A 17432-nucleotide genomic window follows, 5' to 3' on the forward strand; every position below is an offset into this window, starting at 1 on the left:
GAGATCCTCCATTTTTATTGCTTGTTTAGTTATACCACAGGTAACAAATGAAAGTAAAAGCCAAAGTCCTCATCCCGGCCTTTGGCTTTTAACAATTGTTTACTAACGTATCCTAACGTTATTTCTTGTCATCTGGAGTAACATCCTTGAAGTCACCATCAACGGTCTTACCATCATCGGAACCAGAATTATTGTTATTTCCAGTTGCACCATTGTTACCGGCAGCGCCAGCTTGACCGCCTTGAGCACCTTGAGCTTGTTGATAAAGCTTTACACTAAGGTCTTGGATAACCTTATTTAAGGCGTCCTTCTTAGCCTTCATGTCATCTAAGTTGCCGCTTTCTTTAGCCTTCTTCAAGTCGTCACGAGCACTTTCAGCCTTCTTAATATCTTCTTCAGGAACCTTACCCTTAACTTCCTTTAGAGTCTTATCAACTTGGAAGAGTTCTTGGTCAACCTCGTTCTTTAAGTCAACTTCTTCCTTCTTCTTCTTATCGGCTGCGGCGTGTTCTTCAGCATCCTTCTTCATCCGTTCAATTTCTTCATCACTCAAGCCAGAATTAGACTTAATAGTGATATTTTGCTTCTTGTGGGTTCCTTGATCTTCAGCTGAAACATTAACAATCCCGTTCTTATCGATATCAAAGGTAACCTTGATTTGAGGCACACCACGAGGAGCAGCCGGAATGTCTGTTAGTTGGAAGTTCCCTAAGGTCTTGTTATCAGCTGCCATTGGACGTTCACCTTGAAGAACGTGAATATCAACGGCTGATTGGTTATCAGCAGCAGTTGAGAAGATTTGACTCTTTGATGTTGGAATCGTAGTATTCCGATCAATCAACTTGGTGAAGACACCACCCATGGTTTCAATCCCAAGTGAAAGTGGAGTAACATCAAGCAAAACAACATCCTTAACATCACCAGTTAGCACACCACCTTGGATAGCAGCTCCAAGAGCAACGGCTTCGTCTGGGTTGATAGAGTGGTTAGGTTCTTTACCAGTTAATTCCTTAACCATTTCTTGAACAGCTGGAATACGAGTAGAACCACCATTAAGGATAACTTCATCGATATCATCAAAAGTCAAGTCAGCGTCTTTTAAAGCGTTGATAACTGGTTGCTTAGTCCGTTCAACCAAGTCATTAGTTAATTGATTAAATTGGGCACGACTCAAGGTCTTTTCAAGGTGGAGGGGACCATTTTCACCAGCAGAAATGAATGGCAAGCTGATTTGGGCTTCTTGAACACCAGATAAGTCTTTCTTTGCCTTTTCCGCAGCATCCTTTAACCGTTGAAGAGCCATCTTGTCCTTAGATAAGTCAACACCATTTTCTTCCTTAAAGCCTTCGATTAACCAATCCATAATCTTCTTATCGAAGTCATCCCCACCAAGGTGAGTATCACCATTAGTTGAAAGTACTTGGAAAACACCATCCCCTAATTCAAGGATAGAAACATCAAAAGTACCACCACCAAGGTCGTAAACCAGAATCTTTTCATCCTTGTCCTTCTTGTCAAGACCATAAGCTAATGATGAAGCAGTTGGTTCATTAATAATCCGCTTAACATCTAAGCCGGCAATCTTACCAGCATCCTTAGTTGCTTGACGTTGAGCATCATTGAAGTATGCGGGAACAGTAATAACTGCCTTATCAACAGTATCTCCAATGTAATCTTCAGCGTACTTCTTCAAGTACTGAAGAATCATTGCAGAAATTTCTTGTGGAGTATACTTCTTACCATCAACTTCAACTGTGTATCCTGCTTCACCCATGTGACTCTTGATTGATGAAATGGTGTTAGGGTTAGTAATCGCTTGACGCTTTGCAACTTCACCAACTTGAGTTTCACCATTCTTAAATGAGACAACTGATGGAGTTGTCCGACTACCTTCCGGATTTGTAATAATCTTTGGCTCGTTACCTTCCATAACGGCAACGGCGGAGTTAGTAGTACCTAAATCAATACCAATAATCTTGTTACTTGCCATTGTTTATTCCCTCTCTTATTTTTATTGTGCAACTACAACCATTGCGGGACGAAGAACCCGGTCCTTTAATTGATAACCGGCCTGCAACACTTTAACTACTGTTTCAGCCTTCTGATCACCTTCAACCGGAACAGTTTGCACTGCCTGGTGGAGGGTCGGATCAAACGGCTTACCGTCGGCCTCAATTTCCGTAATTCCATGATCCTTTAACGCGCTAATTAAGTGATCATGAACCATTTGGATCCCCTTCTTTAGTTGTTGACCATTTTCATCATGAACTTCAATTGTCAACGCCCGCTTAAGGTTATCTAAAACTGGTAAAATAGATTTTGCCAAATCTTGACCATCGTACTTTAATAACTGAGCACGTTCCTTTTTAAAGTGAGCATTCATATTTTGAATCTCTGCTTCAGCGCGTAAGTACTGGTCATCCTTATCACTTAATTGCTGTTGTAGATCTTTAACTTGATCTTTTAACTTGGTTACTTGACTTTGTAACTCTTTAGCATCAAGTTTACCATTCTTTTCAGGAGCAGCACTCTTAGATGCTTGCTTTTCATTCTTACTTTGTTTTGCAGCTTTGTCTTCTGCCAATCGACTCGCCTCCTATGAATCGTAATAGTGACGGTAAAAGTCCAAAAGTCGCTTTGCAAGTTCCTGACGGAATGCGTTCACTAACCCAATTGTCCGTGAATAAGGCATCCGTGTAGGACCTAGCACCGCAATAATTCCCTTACCATATTGGTCAACATCATAGGTTGCCGTGATCAAACTATAGTTATCCAAGGCCTTCTCCTTAGAAATTTCAGAACCAATCTTAACATTTACCTTATCATCAGAAACGTTTGAATCTAGTAAGTGCGATAATTGATCGTTGTGATCAAGTAGACTATACAATGTTTGCAAGTCTACAGCATCATGTTTTTCTGAGAAATCTAATAGGTTTAACCGGCCGCCAACAAAGAATTGTTCACGTGCTGCCCTTGATACGACACTATCAAAAAGATCCAAGAAGCCATCCGCACTTTGCATGTAGTTCATTACCCGAAGTGGAATATCATCATTCAACCGTTTCATTACATCAGCTAATGGCTGTCCAACTAACTGATCATTAATCATGCGGATAACTGCTTGAAATGCATCAGTATCATAATTTCGTGGTAACGTAAATGCTTGACTTTCAACATCCCCACTATCGGTAACCAGAATAGCAATAACTTTCCGATTACCTAACGTGACAACACGAAACCCACTTAAACGGACATCTGCCTGTTCAGGTTTTAAAGTAAAAGCAGTGTAGGAAGTAAGATCGGATAAAATATCAGCCGAGTGCGAAATGATTTCATCGATCTTTTGAAAACTGGTTCCTAACGAATTTTGAATTACCACTAAATCATTGTTAGTAATTGCTTCCGAATCGAGCAAGTGATCAACATAATAACGGTAACCCTTTTTTGACGGCACCCGTCCAGAAGATGAATGCTCCTTAGCAACAAAGCCACTATCTTCAAGAACACTCATCTCGTTACGAACTGTAGCTGGACTAACCTTAAATGGCAATTTCTCAGCTAAGTGTTTCGAACCAACGGGTTGACCGGTTGAGGTATATTGACGTACAATCGCTTGCAGGATCTTGTTTTGACGCTGTGTTAGCATTTTTATCACTTCCCCTTTTAGCACTCTATAGGGTTAAGTGCTAAACACATGTATAATATACCAATCTGGTAAGTAAAAGTCAAGAAACGTCAAATGAAAATTTAGGAGTTTTTGAATGAAGCATAAAAAGCAACGATATATTCAACCAAGTGGTCCTGAAGACGCCATGCGGATTATTCAGAAGCTCTTTAACAGTTACCGGAATGCTCCGTTAACTAAAGAGCTCTTAGATTATCATAATAATCTAATTAGTCGCCTTCAATCAGACATTCGCGAAGCAGCAGTTAAAAGCAATAACAAACATCTGCTCAAGCAGCTTGATGAGATGACCGATATCCTACGACGGTGGGTTTCAATTCGACTATCGAACCGACCATTTAACGCAAAAATGCGTCACTTTAAGTTAGTTTCAGATGGTCGGATAAAGTTTAAGCGACATGTTCATAAAATTAATCAAACTGGTGATCACCGTTCAAGTCACCATTAATAAAATAGGGTTCCAAAGCTCGGAAAAATCCGAATTGGGGAATCCTATTTTTTATATTAAAGAAAAGTTTTTAGTTGCTGTCTTCTTAAGGTACTTGCGTGATACTTGTTCATCATGGTTCATCTGAGCAACCAAGTCATCAGCACTATTAAACTTTACCTCACCACGTTGATAGTAAAGCCAACGTACTAGTACTTCTTCGCCATAGACCAATTGGTTAAAATCAAAGAGAAAAATTTCAACTGTAAGTTTATTTTGATCGCCAAAAGTAATATTATGGCCAACACTTGCCATTCCACCATACCACTTTGAACCGATTTTTACCTGTACCGTATATACACCAATTCCTGGAAGACGCTCAGTCTCTGGCGTTTCAACATTAATCGTTGGGAAGCCTAAAGTTCTTCCTCGAGCTAAGCCATGTACAACAATTCCTGTTGTCATATAACGATATCCGAGCATCCGGTTAGCTTCTTCGACATCGCCGTCGTCAATTACCTTGCGAATGCTTCTTGAACCAATCTTTCGTTTATCTTTACCGGTAAATTTAGGAACAGTTACCACATTAAAACGCCCCTTTGCATATTCAGGTAATTTTCCCATAGTGGCAACCGTTGCTTTACCATAAGTATGATCAAACCCTGCTACAACTGTACTAGCATGAAAGCCGATCAAATATTGGTCAACAAATTCCTGAGGTGAAAGACTAGCAAAAGCAGAAGTAAAGCTAACAAGATATACTAAGTCAACACCAAGCTGTCTAAATAAAGATAATTTTCGGGTGGTTGTTGACAAGTATTTGAAACCACCGGAATACTGTCGATAAACAATTCCAGGAGCGTGGTCATAAGTTAAAACCGCTAAAGGAAGGCCTTCTTTATTAGCAATTCTTTGGGCAGTTTTAATTACTTGCTGGTGACCACGGTGAACGCCATCAAAAAATCCCATTGCCAAAACTACTTGTCCTGTAGGAACTAACTCTTTTTGCAATGGGTGGTGGATTTTTACAACTTCCACTAGTCCTTCCTCCTTTATTTTACTGAGAACATTTTGGTTGGTTTATACCCTTGAGAAGTTAAATGATACAACGCCTTAGTTGAACCATTATATTTCAAAGCAACTTCATTAGCAGTCGTTGACAATTCATTCTTTTTCAACCACCCACCATGTTGAACAACCTGCCATTGATTTTCGGTTAATTCCACTGATGGATACTCTTTCAAGGCATAGTCGAGTGGATAAAGGTGCCGATCAATCGTCTGGTGAGCAACTGCGTCTTGGACATCACTTAAACTCATAGTTTGATCAAGCGTAAAGCCACCACTTTCTAATCGAGTTAACCATTTCATTGTACCGGGATAGCCAAGTCCACGGGCCAAATCAGCAACCAACGTCCTGATGTAAGTTCCCTTACTACATTTCACCTTAAAGTAAACATGTTGCTCTTGAGCCTTATCATCATACTCATTCCGACACATTACAAATTTACTAATCACAGCTTTTCTGTGAGGACGCTCAACCGTTTCGCCCGCACGAGCATATTCATAAAGACGTTTCCCATTAACCTTTACAGCTGAATACATGGGAGGAATTTGGATAATCTCTCCCGTCATTTTCTCCATGGCTGCCGTAACTTTTTCATCACTAATCGATGTCGTGACTGGTTTAGTTTCTACCACTTCACCATCAAAATCTTCAGTTGTCGTTGCTTTACCAATTACCAATTCACCCTGGTATTCTTTTCCAGACTGCATCAGGTATTCTACTACTTTAGTCGCATTTCCCACACAGATCGGCAAAACACCATCAACTGAGGGATCCAATGTTCCAGAATGACCAATTTTTTTAGTTTTTAAAATCCGTCTTAATCGACTTACGCAATCAAAACTTGTCATTCCTCGTTCTTTGTATAAAGGAATAATTCCGTCCATCTACTCTCACTCCATAAAAAACGGGCCAAGAGTGGTTCCTCCCAGCCCGTTCATTTAATTACTTATCTTGTTCTTGCTGGTGAAGCTTGTTGATCAATTGATCAATTCGACTTCCATAAGCAATTGACTTGTCTCGTTCAAATTTAATTTCGGGTGTCTTAAAGATGTTTAACCGTGCACCTAATTCACTCCGAATCAAGCCCGTTGCCTTGTCTAACCCGGCTTGAACCTTTTCCATATCAGAAGCCTTATCAGACAAGATGCTGTAGTAAATAGTTGCCTGTTGAAGATCACCGGTAACATCTACCCCAGTAATGGTTACCCCTTGTACACGAGGATCACGAACCCGTTTCAAAAGAATTTCGTCAACGTCTCGTTGAATTTCTTGAGATAACCGATCAACACGATATTGTTTATTAGGCATTTTATTCACCTCGGTTTTATTTAACTGGTACTTCCTTCATTTGGTAAGCTTCAATAACATCGTTTTCCTTGATGTCATTATAATTTTGAATTGTCAAACCACATTCAAAACCAGACTTAACTTCCTTGACGTCATCCTTAAACCGCTTCAAACTACCAAGTTCACCACTGTAAACAACGATTCCATCACGAACTAACCGCACTTTTGCATCACGGGTAATCTTACCGGATGTGACCATTCCACCAGCAATTGTTCCAACCTTAGATGCCTTGTAGATTTGCCGTACTTCAACCTGACCAATTGTTTCTTCTTTATAAACAGGTTCAAGCATTCCCTTCATAGCATCTTCAACTTCTTCAATTGCATTGTAGATAACTTGATGAAGACGGATATCAATCTTATTAGAATCTGCTAACGACTTAGCAAGAGACGTTGGACGAACATTGAAACCAATAATAACCGCATTGGAAGCTTCAGCCAATGTAACATCGGATTCATTAATTGCACCAACAGCTTGGTGAATAATATCAACCCGAACACCATCGACCTTAATCTTTTGGAGACTTTGACTCAATGCTTCTACTGATCCTTGAACATCAGCCTTAATGATCAATGGAAGAGTCTTCATTTGTCCCTTCTTCATCGTATCAAATAAGTTGTCCAAAGTAACGTGAGAAGTCCGTTTCCGTTCTTCTTCTTGTGCTTGTTCGGCACGTTTTTCACCAGCAGCCCGGGCCGTCTTTTCATCATCAAAGACTACAAAGCGGTCCCCTGCTTCTGGAACAGAATTTAGACCAGTAATTTCAACTGGTGTTGATGGGGTGACTTCTTTGATCCGCCGACCATTTTCATTTATCATGGTCCGAACCCGTCCATAGGTGTTCCCAACAACAATTGGATCACCGACATGTAAGGTCCCTTGTTGAACAAGAACAGTAGCAACTGAACCTTTACCTTGGTCAAGACGAGCTTCAACTACAGAACCTGCAGCATTTTGTTCCGGATTAGCCTTTAATTCCATCATTTCAGCTTGAAGTTGAATCATATCTAGTAATTCATCAATATTCTTACCAAACTTAGCTGAAATGTTAACAAAGATGGTGTCACCACCCCAGTCCTCGGGAATTAAGTTATACTTAGCTAATTCTTCAATTACTCGTTCTGGATTAGCACCTGGCTTATCAATCTTGTTAACAGCGACAATAATTGGGGTCTCAGCAGCTTGAGCGTGGTGAATTGCTTCAACAGTTTGTGGCATAACCCCATCATCAGCGGCAACAACCAGTACAGTAATATCAGTAATGTTAGCACCACGCGCACGCATTTCGGTGAAGGCCGCGTGCCCTGGAGTATCCAAGAATGTGATCAAGTCATCCTTGTAGTGAACTTGGTATGCACCAATTTCCTGAGTAATCCCACCGGCTTCATGTTCAGTAACATGGGAATGACGAAGTTTATCTAGTAACGTGGTCTTACCATGGTCAACGTGTCCCATAACTGTAACAACTGGTGGCCGATTAACTAGGTGAGCCGTGTTGTTTTGTTCTTCTTCGAACATCTTATCGATATCAGAAATATCTTCTTCAACCTTTTCCTTAGCTTCAATTCCATAATCTGTTGCTAATAGTTCGATTGTATCCTTATCTAAGGATTGGTTTTGGTTAATCATTACACCAAGCATAAACAGTTTCTTAATAATTTCCGCTGGTGAACGGTGAAGAAGCTTACCAAGATCTTGGGCATTCATCCCTTCAGTGTACTCAAGAACATCTGGTAACGGCTTATCCTTTCGTTGAGTTGGTTGTTGGTGTTTAACCTCACGAAGACGACCATTATTATTGTGCTTCTTATTCCGCTTCTTGTTCTTCTTATTAAAACGTTTACCCTTACGACCAGATTCATTTAAGCTACCGCCAAAGCGACCGTTATTATCATTTTGGTGCCGGTTATTGTTTTGGTTATTTTGCTTTGAAGAATGGTTATTATTTTCATGATGTTTCTTATTATGATCAGAGTGCTCATTCTTCTTATTGTTATGGTTATTAGACTTGTTTGTTGGACGTTGGTTATCTTTATGACTAGCCTTAGCTTGAGAATTCTTCTCGTGCTTTTGAGACTGGTACTTAGGTTGCTTAGGTTGACCATTGCTGCTATTGTTTCCCTTAACAATTTGACGCAGCTTTTGAGCTTGATCTGGGGTTACGGATGACATATGACTCTTAATATCCATTCCTTGATCCTTAGCTACCTTTACTAAGTTCTTGCTTGGCATCTTGAGTTCTTTGGCTAATTCATAAATTCGTTCTTTGGCCATGTACTCACGCTCCTTAATTCATTGTTAGTAATTCCTCAAACTTTCTTGCAAATCCAGATTGCGTAACACAAATAACAGTTCTTGACTGTCCGATTGCTTGACTTAGCTGTTGCTTTGTAAATAATTCACACAACGGAACCTGATAAAAGGTACACTTATCAGTAAACTTTTTTATCGTTGCTGAACCAGCATCTTTTGCTAAGAAAACAAACTGGGCTTTTCCTGTTTGAATTGATTTTAATACACTACCTTCGCCACTTTGGATTTGTTTAGCGCGGCGTGCTAACCCGAGTAAATTTAAAATAAATTGTTGGTTATTTTTCATTATTACCAAATAATGCTTGTCGTGCTTGTAAATGATCTGTATATTTGATCAATTCATCATAGAATGAATCATCCATTTTAACATGGAAAGCTTTTTCAAAGGTTTTTTCATCCTTTGCACGCTTTGCGATCTCAACATCAACCGCAATGTATGCACCTCGACCGGCCTTCTTACCGGTAGGATCGATCGAAACCTCACCTTCCTTGTTTTTTACTACCCGGATCAATTGTCGCTTAGGCATCATTTCACCAGTAACAATATCTTTTCGCATCGGTACTTTTCTCTTTTTCATTTATTTCACCCCGCTGCTTTATTCTTCTGAAGCGTTAGTTTCATCTACATCAGTGCTATCTTCCATTTCAGAAGCTGGCTTAATGTCAATCTTGTACTTTGTCAAACGTGCAGCTAAGCGGGCATTTTGACCCCGCTTACCAATTGCAAGAGAAAGTTGACTATCAGGAACAACAACGGTACAAGAGCGTTCTACAGAAGTAGTCATTGCTGGTCCTTCTGCATTCTCTTCACTGTTTTCAGTTGCTACTGAATTATCACTTGTTTCTTCTACAATTTGTTCCGCACTTGTTGGTGTTTCTGGTTCATTAAAGATCACATCAAGAACTTCTGCCGGATTAAGGGCATTAGCAATAAACTGTGCTGGATCCTTCACGTATTCAACAATGTCCATGTTTTCACCATCAAGTTCATTAACAATTGCTTGAACTCGTGAACCTCGCGGACCTACACAAGTCCCAACAGGATCGACGTTTGGATCATTAGAGTACACCGCTACCTTAGCCCGGTCACCAGCTTCCCGCGCGATATTTTCAATTAAAACAGTGCCATCCTTGATTTCAGGAACTTCACGTTCAAATAACCGCTTTAATAATTCTGGTGCTGTCCGACTAACGAAGATTTGTGGGCCACGACGATCGTCATTTACTTTTGAAACATAAACCTGGATCCGGTCATGGATGTGGTAGTGTTCGTTTGGCATCTTATCACGATAACCCATTGCACCCTCAACACCATCACCAAGATCGACCCATGTAAAACGCTTATCCTCACGTGAAACTTCACCAGTGATGATTTCGTTTTCGTAAGTCTTGTACTTGTTATAAATGATCTTACGTTCTTCTTCACGTAATCGTTGCATAACTACTTGTTTGGCAGTTTGTGCGGCAATTCGCCCAAAATCTCGTGGGGTAACTTCTTCACGGATTTCATCACCAACATCGTATCCTTGACCGTGAGGTAACTTCCGTGCATCAGCGAGACTCATGTATTCGTTGTCGTCTTCTTCAACTAAATCTTCATTATCAGTAATAGTCTTAACTGCATAAACTTTAATGTTACCAGTAACTCTGTCGAAGTCTACTTCAACGTTTTTTTCACCGTAGTTTTGCTTATAAGCTAATTCGAGAGCTTGTTCCAAAGCCTCAACCACAACATCTTTCTTGATCCCTTTTTCCTTTTCAAGGTAATCAAGAGCAGCGATCATTTCAGTGTTTACTTTTGTTTTGCTCACCTTTTAACACTCCCTTTAAATCTTACTAAAGTCGATTGCTAACCGTGCTTGTGCAATCACTTTACGGTCAATCTTTACTTGACGCTGACGGGTCTTATCCATGTATTCCAGCGTTAATTCATCCGGCTTAAGGTCAACCAATGTCCCTTCATATACTTTCTTCCCTTCAACTTGTCGATAAAGGGAAACGTGAATATAATCGTTCACTGCACGTTCATAGTCGGCTTCCTTCTTTAATGGCCGTTCGGCACCTGGTGAAGAAACCTCAAGGAAATATGCCTGAGGGATCGGATCCGGTTCAGTATTGTCGAGTGCTTCACTCAATTCATCACTAATATCTGCACAGTCTTCTAAAGTTACTCCCCCATCCTTATCAACATAAACACGTAGGTACCAGTTTTTACCTTCCTTAACGAATTCAAGATCATAAAGATAGCAACTATGGTTTGCTAAGATTGGTTCTGCTAATTCAGTTACTGTTTCAACGACACTGCTCAACTGCGTCACCTCCATTGTTTGCAATAAAAAGAGCGAGCATTTCTGCTCACTCCAACGAGTTATTTACCATGTATATTGTAGCATGAACAATTACAACTAGCAAGCCGTGATGATTAGAAGAGGCTTAGTTGGTTTTCATCAGGCAAACCATCCAGAACATGATTCTCCGTTAAGAAATCAATAATTGTTTGTGAAACCTTTCCGCGTTCAGCAAGGTCCTGCTTAGACAAGAATTTCTTTTCTTCCCGTGCAGCAACAATTTGCTTAGCAACGTTTAACCCTAAACCAGGTATTGCCCGGAATGGTGCAATTAATGAATCACCATCAATTAGCCAGTTACTTGCATCTGACCGTTCGAGATCCACCATCTTAAATTTAAAGCCCCGCTCTAACATCTCATTCGCCAATTCAAGAATGGTCAATAAACTCTTATCCTTTGCACTAGCATCATTTCCTTGGTCATTGATTTCCTTCATCCGTGTTTTAACCGCATCCTTACCATGAGACATAGCAACGACATCGAAGTCATCAGCCCGAACAGAGAAAAATGCACAGTAATAAACGAGCGGGAAGTAGACCTTAAAGTAGGCAATTCGTAACGCCATTAAGACATATGCTGCCGCGTGGGCCCGCGGGAACATGTACTTAATCTTCAGACAAGAATCCATATACCATTGTGGAACATTTACATCTCGCATCTTCTTTTGCCACTCATCTGGAATACCACGTCCATGTCGCACTGATTCCATTACCTGGAAGGATGTTTCAGAATCAAGGCCATAGTGAATTAGGTCGGTCATAATGTTATCACGACATCCGATCACATTGGCAATTGTTGCAACTCCCTGCTTGATCAATTCTTGTGCGTTATCCAACCACACCCCTGTTCCGTGGGAAAGTCCAGAAATCTGTAATAACTGAGAATAGTTTTTCGGATGAGTGTCTTCAAGCATTCCCCGCACAAAACGGGTCCCGAACTCTGGCAATCCAAGTGTCCCTGTCTTACTTTGAATTTGTTCTTCCGTTACTCCTAATGCTTTGGGACTAGAGAAAAGACTCATCACCCCAGGATCGTTCATTGGAATGGTCTGCGGATCAACCCCAGATAAATCTTGTAGCGCACGAATCATCGTTGGGTCATCATGTCCCAGAATATCCATCTTCAAAATATTATCGTGAATTGAGTGGAAATCAAAGTGGGTTGTTTCCCAGGCAGCATTTTGATCATCTGCCGGATATTGAACCGGTGTAAAGTCATAAATCTCCATATCATCGGGAACAATAATAATTCCCGCTGGGTGCTGACCGGTTGTTCGTTTTACCCCAGTAGCACCGTGGGAAAGACGGTCTTCTTCTGCCCCGCGGAATTGCTTATCGGTGTCTCGTTCATAAGCTTTAACGTATCCGTAGGCAGTCTTATCAGCAACCGTACCAATCGTTCCCGCACGAAATACGTTCTTTTCCCCAAACAAAACTTTCATATAGTTGTGGGCAATCGGTTGGTAATCTCCAGAGAAGTTCAAATCAATATCCGGAACCTTATTTCCCTTAAACCCTAAGAAAGTTTGGAACGGAATATCATGACCATCTTTAACCAGTAATGTCCCACAACGCGGGCAATTCTTTTCAGGAAGATCAAAGCCAGAACTATATTCTCCCTTAGTGTAGAAGTGGGAATAGTGACACTCGGGACACCGATAATGTGGTGGCAATGGGTTAACTTCCGTAATTCCGGAAAGAGTCGCAACCACACTTGAACCAACAGAACCACGAGAACCTACCAAATACCCATCTTTATTCGACTTTGCTACCAACCGCTGGGCAATTAAGTAGATAACTGAGAACCCGTTTTTAACAATACTATTTAGTTCAAGTTCAACCCGGTCCTTAACAATTCTTGGTAATGGATCACCGTACCATCTTTTAGCTGTATCCCAAGTCCGGTCCTGGATTTCTTGTTCTGCCCCCTTCATGTGTGGGGTATAAAGTTTATCCTTAACTGGACTGATATTACCATCAATCATATCTGCAACTTTATGGGTATTCGTAACAACAATTTGGTGAGCTAGATCATCACCAAGGAAGCTAAATTCATTTAGCATCTCGTCAGTTGTCCTGAAATGAACATCTGGTCGGCTCGTTCTATTTAATGGGTTTGCACCACCCTGGGAATTGATTAAAATCTTCCGGTAAATTGCATCATGGGAATCCAAATAATGGACATCCCCGGTTGCAACTACTGGTTTGTCTAGATTATCACCAAGTTTAACCATGTTCTTCAAAATATCTTCTAGGTGGGCATCATCCGCAATTACCTTTTGCTCCATCAATGGAAGGTAATTGGGCTTCGGTTGAACTTCAATAAAGTCATAGTATTTTGCCTTTTGTTCGGCCTCAGCAAAACCCTTCTCCATCATTGCAGTAAATACTTCACCAGATGAGCATGCAGTACCCAAAAGCAATCCTTCCCGATACTTAGTTAGAACACTCCGGGGAATCCGTGGTACCCGGGCAAAGTATTTAACATTCGACATTGAAACTAATTTATAGAGGTTCTTCAATCCGGCTTGATTCTGGGCCAAGATAGTAACATGGAATGGTCGAGCATGACGATAAGCATCATTATCTGCCATATGCTTATTCAGATCACTAACTTTTTTGATCCCATAACGCTTTTCTGCATCCTTCAAGAAAATATGAAGTAATTTCCCCGTTGCTTCAGCATCGTAATTTGCTCGGTGGTGATGTTCAAGCGCAACTTTAAATTTTTTACTCAGAGTATTTAACCGATAACCCCGCATGTGTGGATAAAGGAAGCGAGCAAGAGGAAGAGTATCAATAACTGGCGCTGTAATTTCTTCCATATTGTGCCGTCGATATCCGGTATTCATGAACCCCATATCAAAGGAAACGTTATGTCCAGCAATGAGACAACCTTCACAGAAGTCCTTAAAAAGCTTAAAGACCTCTTCCTCACTTTTTGATCCCCTCACCATCTCGTCAGTAATAGATGTTAAATTGGTGGTTTCTTCAGAAAGTGGGAACCCAGGATCGATAAATTCATCGAATCGCTCTAAGACTTCCCCATCTTTCATCTTCGAAGCAGAAAGTTCAATCACTTTATCATAGATTGCGGAAAGACCTGTTGTTTCTACATCAAAAATAACGTATGTTTGACCGTCAAGGGGAGTGTCATTTTCGTTGTAAACTAACGGAATTCCATCATCAACAACGTTGGCTTCGACACCATAAAGCATCTTAATTCCGGATTTCTTGGCAGCCTTAAATGCTTCCGGAAAGGCCTGGACATCAGCGTGGTCCGTAATCGCAATTGCCGGATGTCCCCATGAATGAGCACGCCCAGCCAGTTCGGTAATTGAATTAGTGGCATCCATCTGACTCATTTCAGAGTGAGTATGAAGTTCGATCCGCTTATCGTCAGCTGGAGCCTTATCTTGGCGTTCTTCATGTTTAACTTCGTTCACGTCAAATGCATTAATAACTAAATCATGCATCCAGGTATCTTCCTGAACGGGCCCCCGAACCTTAAGCCACATACCAGCTTTAATATTGGCAAATTGAGCCTCATCCGCCTCATTCCGAGAAAACTTCTTTACGGCAAACGATGAAGTGTAATCGGTAATTTCAAACGTAAGCAGTTGTCTTCCAGAACGTAATTCACGAACCTCGGTATTAAAGACATATCCTTCAACAACGACCGAGCGTTCTTCTTCAACGATGTCCTTCATCTGTTTAATTTCTTGAGAATCATTTATAACTCGCCCTAGTTGGACTGGTCCGTCAGCAGGAGCAACCGCCTTTTGCTGCTTTTTCTTTTTGGCAACGTTATTCTTTTTAATTTGCTCCATGGCCTTAGCTGCAAGTTTGGCATCCGCAGCTTCATGCTTAGCCTTTAGTTCCTTGATTCGTGCTTCAGAAGCTGACTCATCAACAAACGGATGAATCCGAAACTTAGGGAAACCAAGTTCAACATAGTATTCTTCGATCTTTCCCAGAACGTTCTTGGTAAGAAATTCCTTCATCATTTCATTTTCAATGACAAGGGTAACCCGTCCATCTTTTACTTCCGGAGCAGTTTGGGTACAAACTTGCTGAGTCATTGGTGAATCAGGGGCAGTATGACGAACTACATATTCCCAGTAGTCGCTAATTAACTTAGGATCAAGGTCAGTCATTGGGCTACTGATTTTTACCTGGGTATTGGCAATGTCCCGAAAACCAATTTGTAAGGCATTTTTAAAATCATTAAAGAGGTTAAACGATAATGGTTGACGGAGCATTAAATGAAATTCCCATAGGCGGGAATCCTTATGCACAACAACCGATTGAATCTTTGCATCACGAAAGGCTGGATTATCTTTTTCTGGAAAATGAATTTGTTCAAGTAACTTTTGAAATAATTCTTGTCGCGATAAGTTCACTTGTATCCTCCTACAATAAAAAAGTGGTGCGTTGATAAGTTAAACTTTACCACCGCTACCACAAATTAATGATTAGACTAATTATTTAGCTTCATTAGCATCTTGTCCACTAAGTTGCTTAAGCAAAATACCAACAGTATTAGCAACTTCTTCGGTCTTAACTTCGACTGTTTCGCCCGTCTTCCGAATCTTAATCTCAACGATCCCGTCAGCAGCCTTTTTACCAACAGTAACCCGAATTGGTAACCCAATCAAGTCAGAATCAGCAAACTTAACACCGGCACGTTCTTTACGATCATCTAACAAAACCTCGTAACCAGCTTTCTCAAGGTTAGTAGTAATTTCATTAGCCATTTCCATTTGATCGGCCTTCTTGGCATTTACAGGAATAACGTGAACATCAAATGGCGCAATGCTATCAGGCCAAACCAAACCACTTTCGTCGGCAGTTTGTTCCGCAACAGCAGAGAGTAACCGACTAACACCAATTCCGTAACTCCCCATGATAACGTCAACTAAACGACCATTGTTATCAAGAACTTGAGCGCCCAGCTTATTGGAGTAATGAGTCCCTAATTTAAAGATGTGACCAATCTCAATTCCGGGGGTGAACTTAATTGGGTGACCATCCGGGGCAATTTCGCCTTCCTTAACGTTACGGAAATCACCAAATTTATCAACGCGGAAGTCTCGGTCAATATTAGCATTGATATAGTGATAGCCATCTTCATTTGCACCGCAAGCCATGTTAACCATAACCTTAACGTAATTATCGGCATAAATCTTAATGTTTTCATCAACATTAACTGGTCCAAGTGAACCTGGGTGGGCACCAAGATACTTCACAGTATCTTCTTCACTAGCCAGAGTTAATTCTTCACACCCCAATTCATCCTTCAACTTTGCTTCGTTAACTTCATCATTACCACGCATTAAAACAAGAACTGGTTCTGCTTCTTCCTCACTCATCTTAGCAATGTAGAACATTGTCTTAATGATTTGGTCTGGCTCAATTCCAAGGCTTTCTGCCGCCTCGTCTACGCTGTGAGCACCAGGAGTCGGCTTTTTTTCAAGTTCCTTTGGTTCCGCAGTTTGTTGAACGCCAGTGAACTTGCTAGTAGCCTTTTCCAAGTTAGCAGCGTAGTCACCATCAGTATAAGCAATAATATCTTCCCCTACTTCGGCTGGAGCAGAGAATTCTTGAGAGTTCTTGCCACCCATTGTACCTGAATCAGCCAAGATCACCTTATAGTCCAAACCAATCCGGTCAAAGATATTCCGGTATGCTTTTGCTTGAAGTTCATACGCTTGATCTAATCCCGCTTGATCAGCAGAGAATGAATAACCATCAAGCATTTCAAATTCTTTACCCCGAAGGATTCCGTAACGCGGACGATCCTCATCACGGAACTTGTCTTGCAATTGGTAAACAACAAGAGGCAGCTTCTTGTAAGACTTAATACTATCCCGGATAACTTCAGTAAAAGTTTCTTCATGGGTTGGCCCCATAATGAAGTCTCGATCACGACGATCCTTTAGTTTAAAGAGGTTATCACCATAGCTTTCGTACCGGCCGGATTCCTTCCATAAATCAGCGGGAAGCAATGCTGGCATCATCATTTCAACGGCACCTGCTTTGTCCATTTCTTGGCGAATAATATTTTCCACTTTCCGAATAACCCGGTAAGCCATTGGTAAGTACGCCCAGACTCCAGCAGATACTTGATAGATATATCCAGCCCGAACCATCATCTTGTGGCTAAGTGCTTCTGCATCACTTGGTGCTTCCTTTTTCGTTGGAATTAAAATCTTTGATTGTAGCATACAAATACTCCTTTTC

General features: G+C 40.9%; 13 protein-coding genes and 2 pseudogenes. 1 reads left to right on the forward strand and 14 read right to left on the reverse strand.

The annotated features are described in order from the left end of the window. Nucleotides 1-118: 118 nt before the first annotated feature. The 3 genes from dnaK to hrcA are packed head-to-tail and all read right to left on the reverse strand — an operon-like array spanning nucleotide 119 to nucleotide 3646. On the reverse strand, nucleotides 119-1990 hold the full coding sequence (gene dnaK, locus H5R64_RS00325) for a molecular chaperone DnaK (RefSeq protein WP_182581534.1): 1872 nt from the start codon (nucleotides 1988-1990) through the stop codon (nucleotides 119-121). Nucleotides 1991-2011: 21 nt separating this feature from the next. Further along, nucleotides 2012-2584, reverse strand: a complete 573-nt coding sequence (grpE, locus tag H5R64_RS00330) for a nucleotide exchange factor GrpE (RefSeq protein ID WP_182581533.1) — start codon at nucleotides 2582-2584, stop codon at nucleotides 2012-2014. A 12-nt stretch (nucleotides 2585-2596) separates the two neighbouring features. Further along, entirely contained in the window at nucleotides 2597-3646 is a 1050-nt protein-coding gene (hrcA, locus tag H5R64_RS00335) for a heat-inducible transcriptional repressor HrcA (protein ID WP_182582493.1), read from the reverse strand. A 115-nt stretch (nucleotides 3647-3761) separates the two neighbouring features. Between hrcA and H5R64_RS00340 the strand changes: the two genes are divergently transcribed. Further along, nucleotides 3762-4133: a hypothetical protein gene (locus H5R64_RS00340; protein ID WP_182581531.1), complete on the forward strand. Its 372-nt coding sequence runs from the start codon at nucleotides 3762-3764 to the stop codon at nucleotides 4131-4133. Between the two features lie 51 nt (nucleotides 4134-4184). Here the strand turns inward: H5R64_RS00340 and ribF are convergent, their stop codons facing one another. The 11 genes and pseudogenes from ribF to H5R64_RS00390 form a co-directional block, all read right to left on the reverse strand. Continuing rightward, nucleotides 4185-5150 carry a riboflavin biosynthesis protein RibF gene (ribF, locus tag H5R64_RS00345; protein WP_182581530.1) on the reverse strand — a complete coding sequence of 322 codons (966 nt, stop codon included), beginning with the start codon at nucleotides 5148-5150 and terminating at the stop codon, nucleotides 4185-4187. Nucleotides 5151-5164: 14 nt separating this feature from the next. Then, a complete protein-coding gene (gene truB, locus H5R64_RS00350; RefSeq protein ID WP_182581529.1) occupies nucleotides 5165-6064 on the reverse strand; it encodes a tRNA pseudouridine(55) synthase TruB in 900 nt (299 codons plus the stop codon). Between the two features lie 58 nt (nucleotides 6065-6122). Continuing rightward, nucleotides 6123-6488: a 30S ribosome-binding factor RbfA gene (rbfA, locus tag H5R64_RS00355; protein WP_182581528.1), complete on the reverse strand. Its 366-nt coding sequence runs from the start codon at nucleotides 6486-6488 to the stop codon at nucleotides 6123-6125. Between the two features lie 16 nt (nucleotides 6489-6504). Then, nucleotides 6505-8541 (reverse strand): annotated as a pseudogene (gene infB / locus H5R64_RS00360) (translation initiation factor IF-2); the annotation flags it as partial. 104 nt (nucleotides 8542-8645) lie between these two features. Beyond that, nucleotides 8646-8802, reverse strand: a pseudogene (locus H5R64_RS08680) (translation initiation factor IF-2 N-terminal domain-containing protein); the annotation flags it as partial. Nucleotides 8803-8815: 13 nt separating this feature from the next. Continuing rightward, a complete protein-coding gene (locus tag H5R64_RS00365; RefSeq protein ID WP_220476642.1) occupies nucleotides 8816-9127 on the reverse strand; it encodes a L7Ae/L30e/S12e/Gadd45 family ribosomal protein in 312 nt (103 codons plus the stop codon). Further along, nucleotides 9117-9419 carry an RNase P modulator RnpM gene (rnpM, locus tag H5R64_RS00370; RefSeq protein WP_182581526.1) on the reverse strand — a complete coding sequence of 101 codons (303 nt, stop codon included), beginning with the start codon at nucleotides 9417-9419 and terminating at the stop codon, nucleotides 9117-9119. Before rnpM ends, H5R64_RS00365 begins: the two co-directional genes overlap by 11 nt. An 18-nt stretch (nucleotides 9420-9437) precedes the next feature. Then, on the reverse strand, nucleotides 9438-10652 hold the full coding sequence (nusA, locus tag H5R64_RS00375; RefSeq protein ID WP_182581525.1) for a transcription termination factor NusA: 1215 nt from the start codon (nucleotides 10650-10652) through the stop codon (nucleotides 9438-9440). 15 nt (nucleotides 10653-10667) lie between these two features. Further along, a complete protein-coding gene (gene rimP / locus H5R64_RS00380) occupies nucleotides 10668-11165 on the reverse strand; it encodes a ribosome maturation factor RimP (RefSeq protein WP_182581524.1) in 498 nt (165 codons plus the stop codon). A gap of 98 nt (nucleotides 11166-11263) precedes the next feature. Continuing rightward, nucleotides 11264-15592, reverse strand: a complete 4329-nt coding sequence (locus tag H5R64_RS00385) for a PolC-type DNA polymerase III (protein WP_182582497.1) — start codon at nucleotides 15590-15592, stop codon at nucleotides 11264-11266. A gap of 81 nt (nucleotides 15593-15673) precedes the next feature. After that, nucleotides 15674-17416, reverse strand: a complete 1743-nt coding sequence (locus tag H5R64_RS00390; RefSeq protein WP_182581522.1) for a proline--tRNA ligase — start codon at nucleotides 17414-17416, stop codon at nucleotides 15674-15676. Nucleotides 17417-17432 lie beyond the last annotated feature (16 nt).

The organism is Limosilactobacillus fastidiosus (assembly GCF_014145505.1).
GTDB classification, from domain to species: domain Bacteria; phylum Bacillota; class Bacilli; order Lactobacillales; family Lactobacillaceae; genus Limosilactobacillus; species Limosilactobacillus fastidiosus.

Bases quoted from the DNA above. Each gene is read 5' to 3' on its own strand.
- rnpM (WP_182581526.1), bottom strand. From the start codon at position 9,419: ATGAAAAAGAGAAAAGTACCGATGCGAAAAGATATTGTTACTGGTGAA.
- rbfA (WP_182581528.1), bottom strand. From the start codon at position 6,488: ATGCCTAATAAACAATATCGTGTTGATCGGTTATCTCAAGAAATTCAA.
- truB (WP_182581529.1), bottom strand. From the start codon at position 6,064: ATGGACGGAATTATTCCTTTATACAAAGAACGAGGAATGACAAGTTTT.
- rimP (WP_182581524.1), bottom strand. From the start codon at position 11,165: ATGGAGGTGACGCAGTTGAGCAGTGTCGTTGAAACAGTAACTGAATTA.
- H5R64_RS00390 (WP_182581522.1), bottom strand. From the start codon at position 17,416: ATGCTACAATCAAAGATTTTAATTCCAACGAAAAAGGAAGCACCAAGT.
- H5R64_RS00365 (WP_220476642.1), bottom strand. From the start codon at position 9,127: ATGAAAAATAACCAACAATTTATTTTAAATTTACTCGGGTTAGCACGC.
- dnaK (WP_182581534.1), bottom strand. From the start codon at position 1,990: ATGGCAAGTAACAAGATTATTGGTATTGATTTAGGTACTACTAACTCC.
- H5R64_RS00340 (WP_182581531.1), top strand. From the start codon at position 3,762: ATGAAGCATAAAAAGCAACGATATATTCAACCAAGTGGTCCTGAAGAC.
- hrcA (WP_182582493.1), bottom strand. From the start codon at position 3,646: ATGCTAACACAGCGTCAAAACAAGATCCTGCAAGCGATTGTACGTCAA.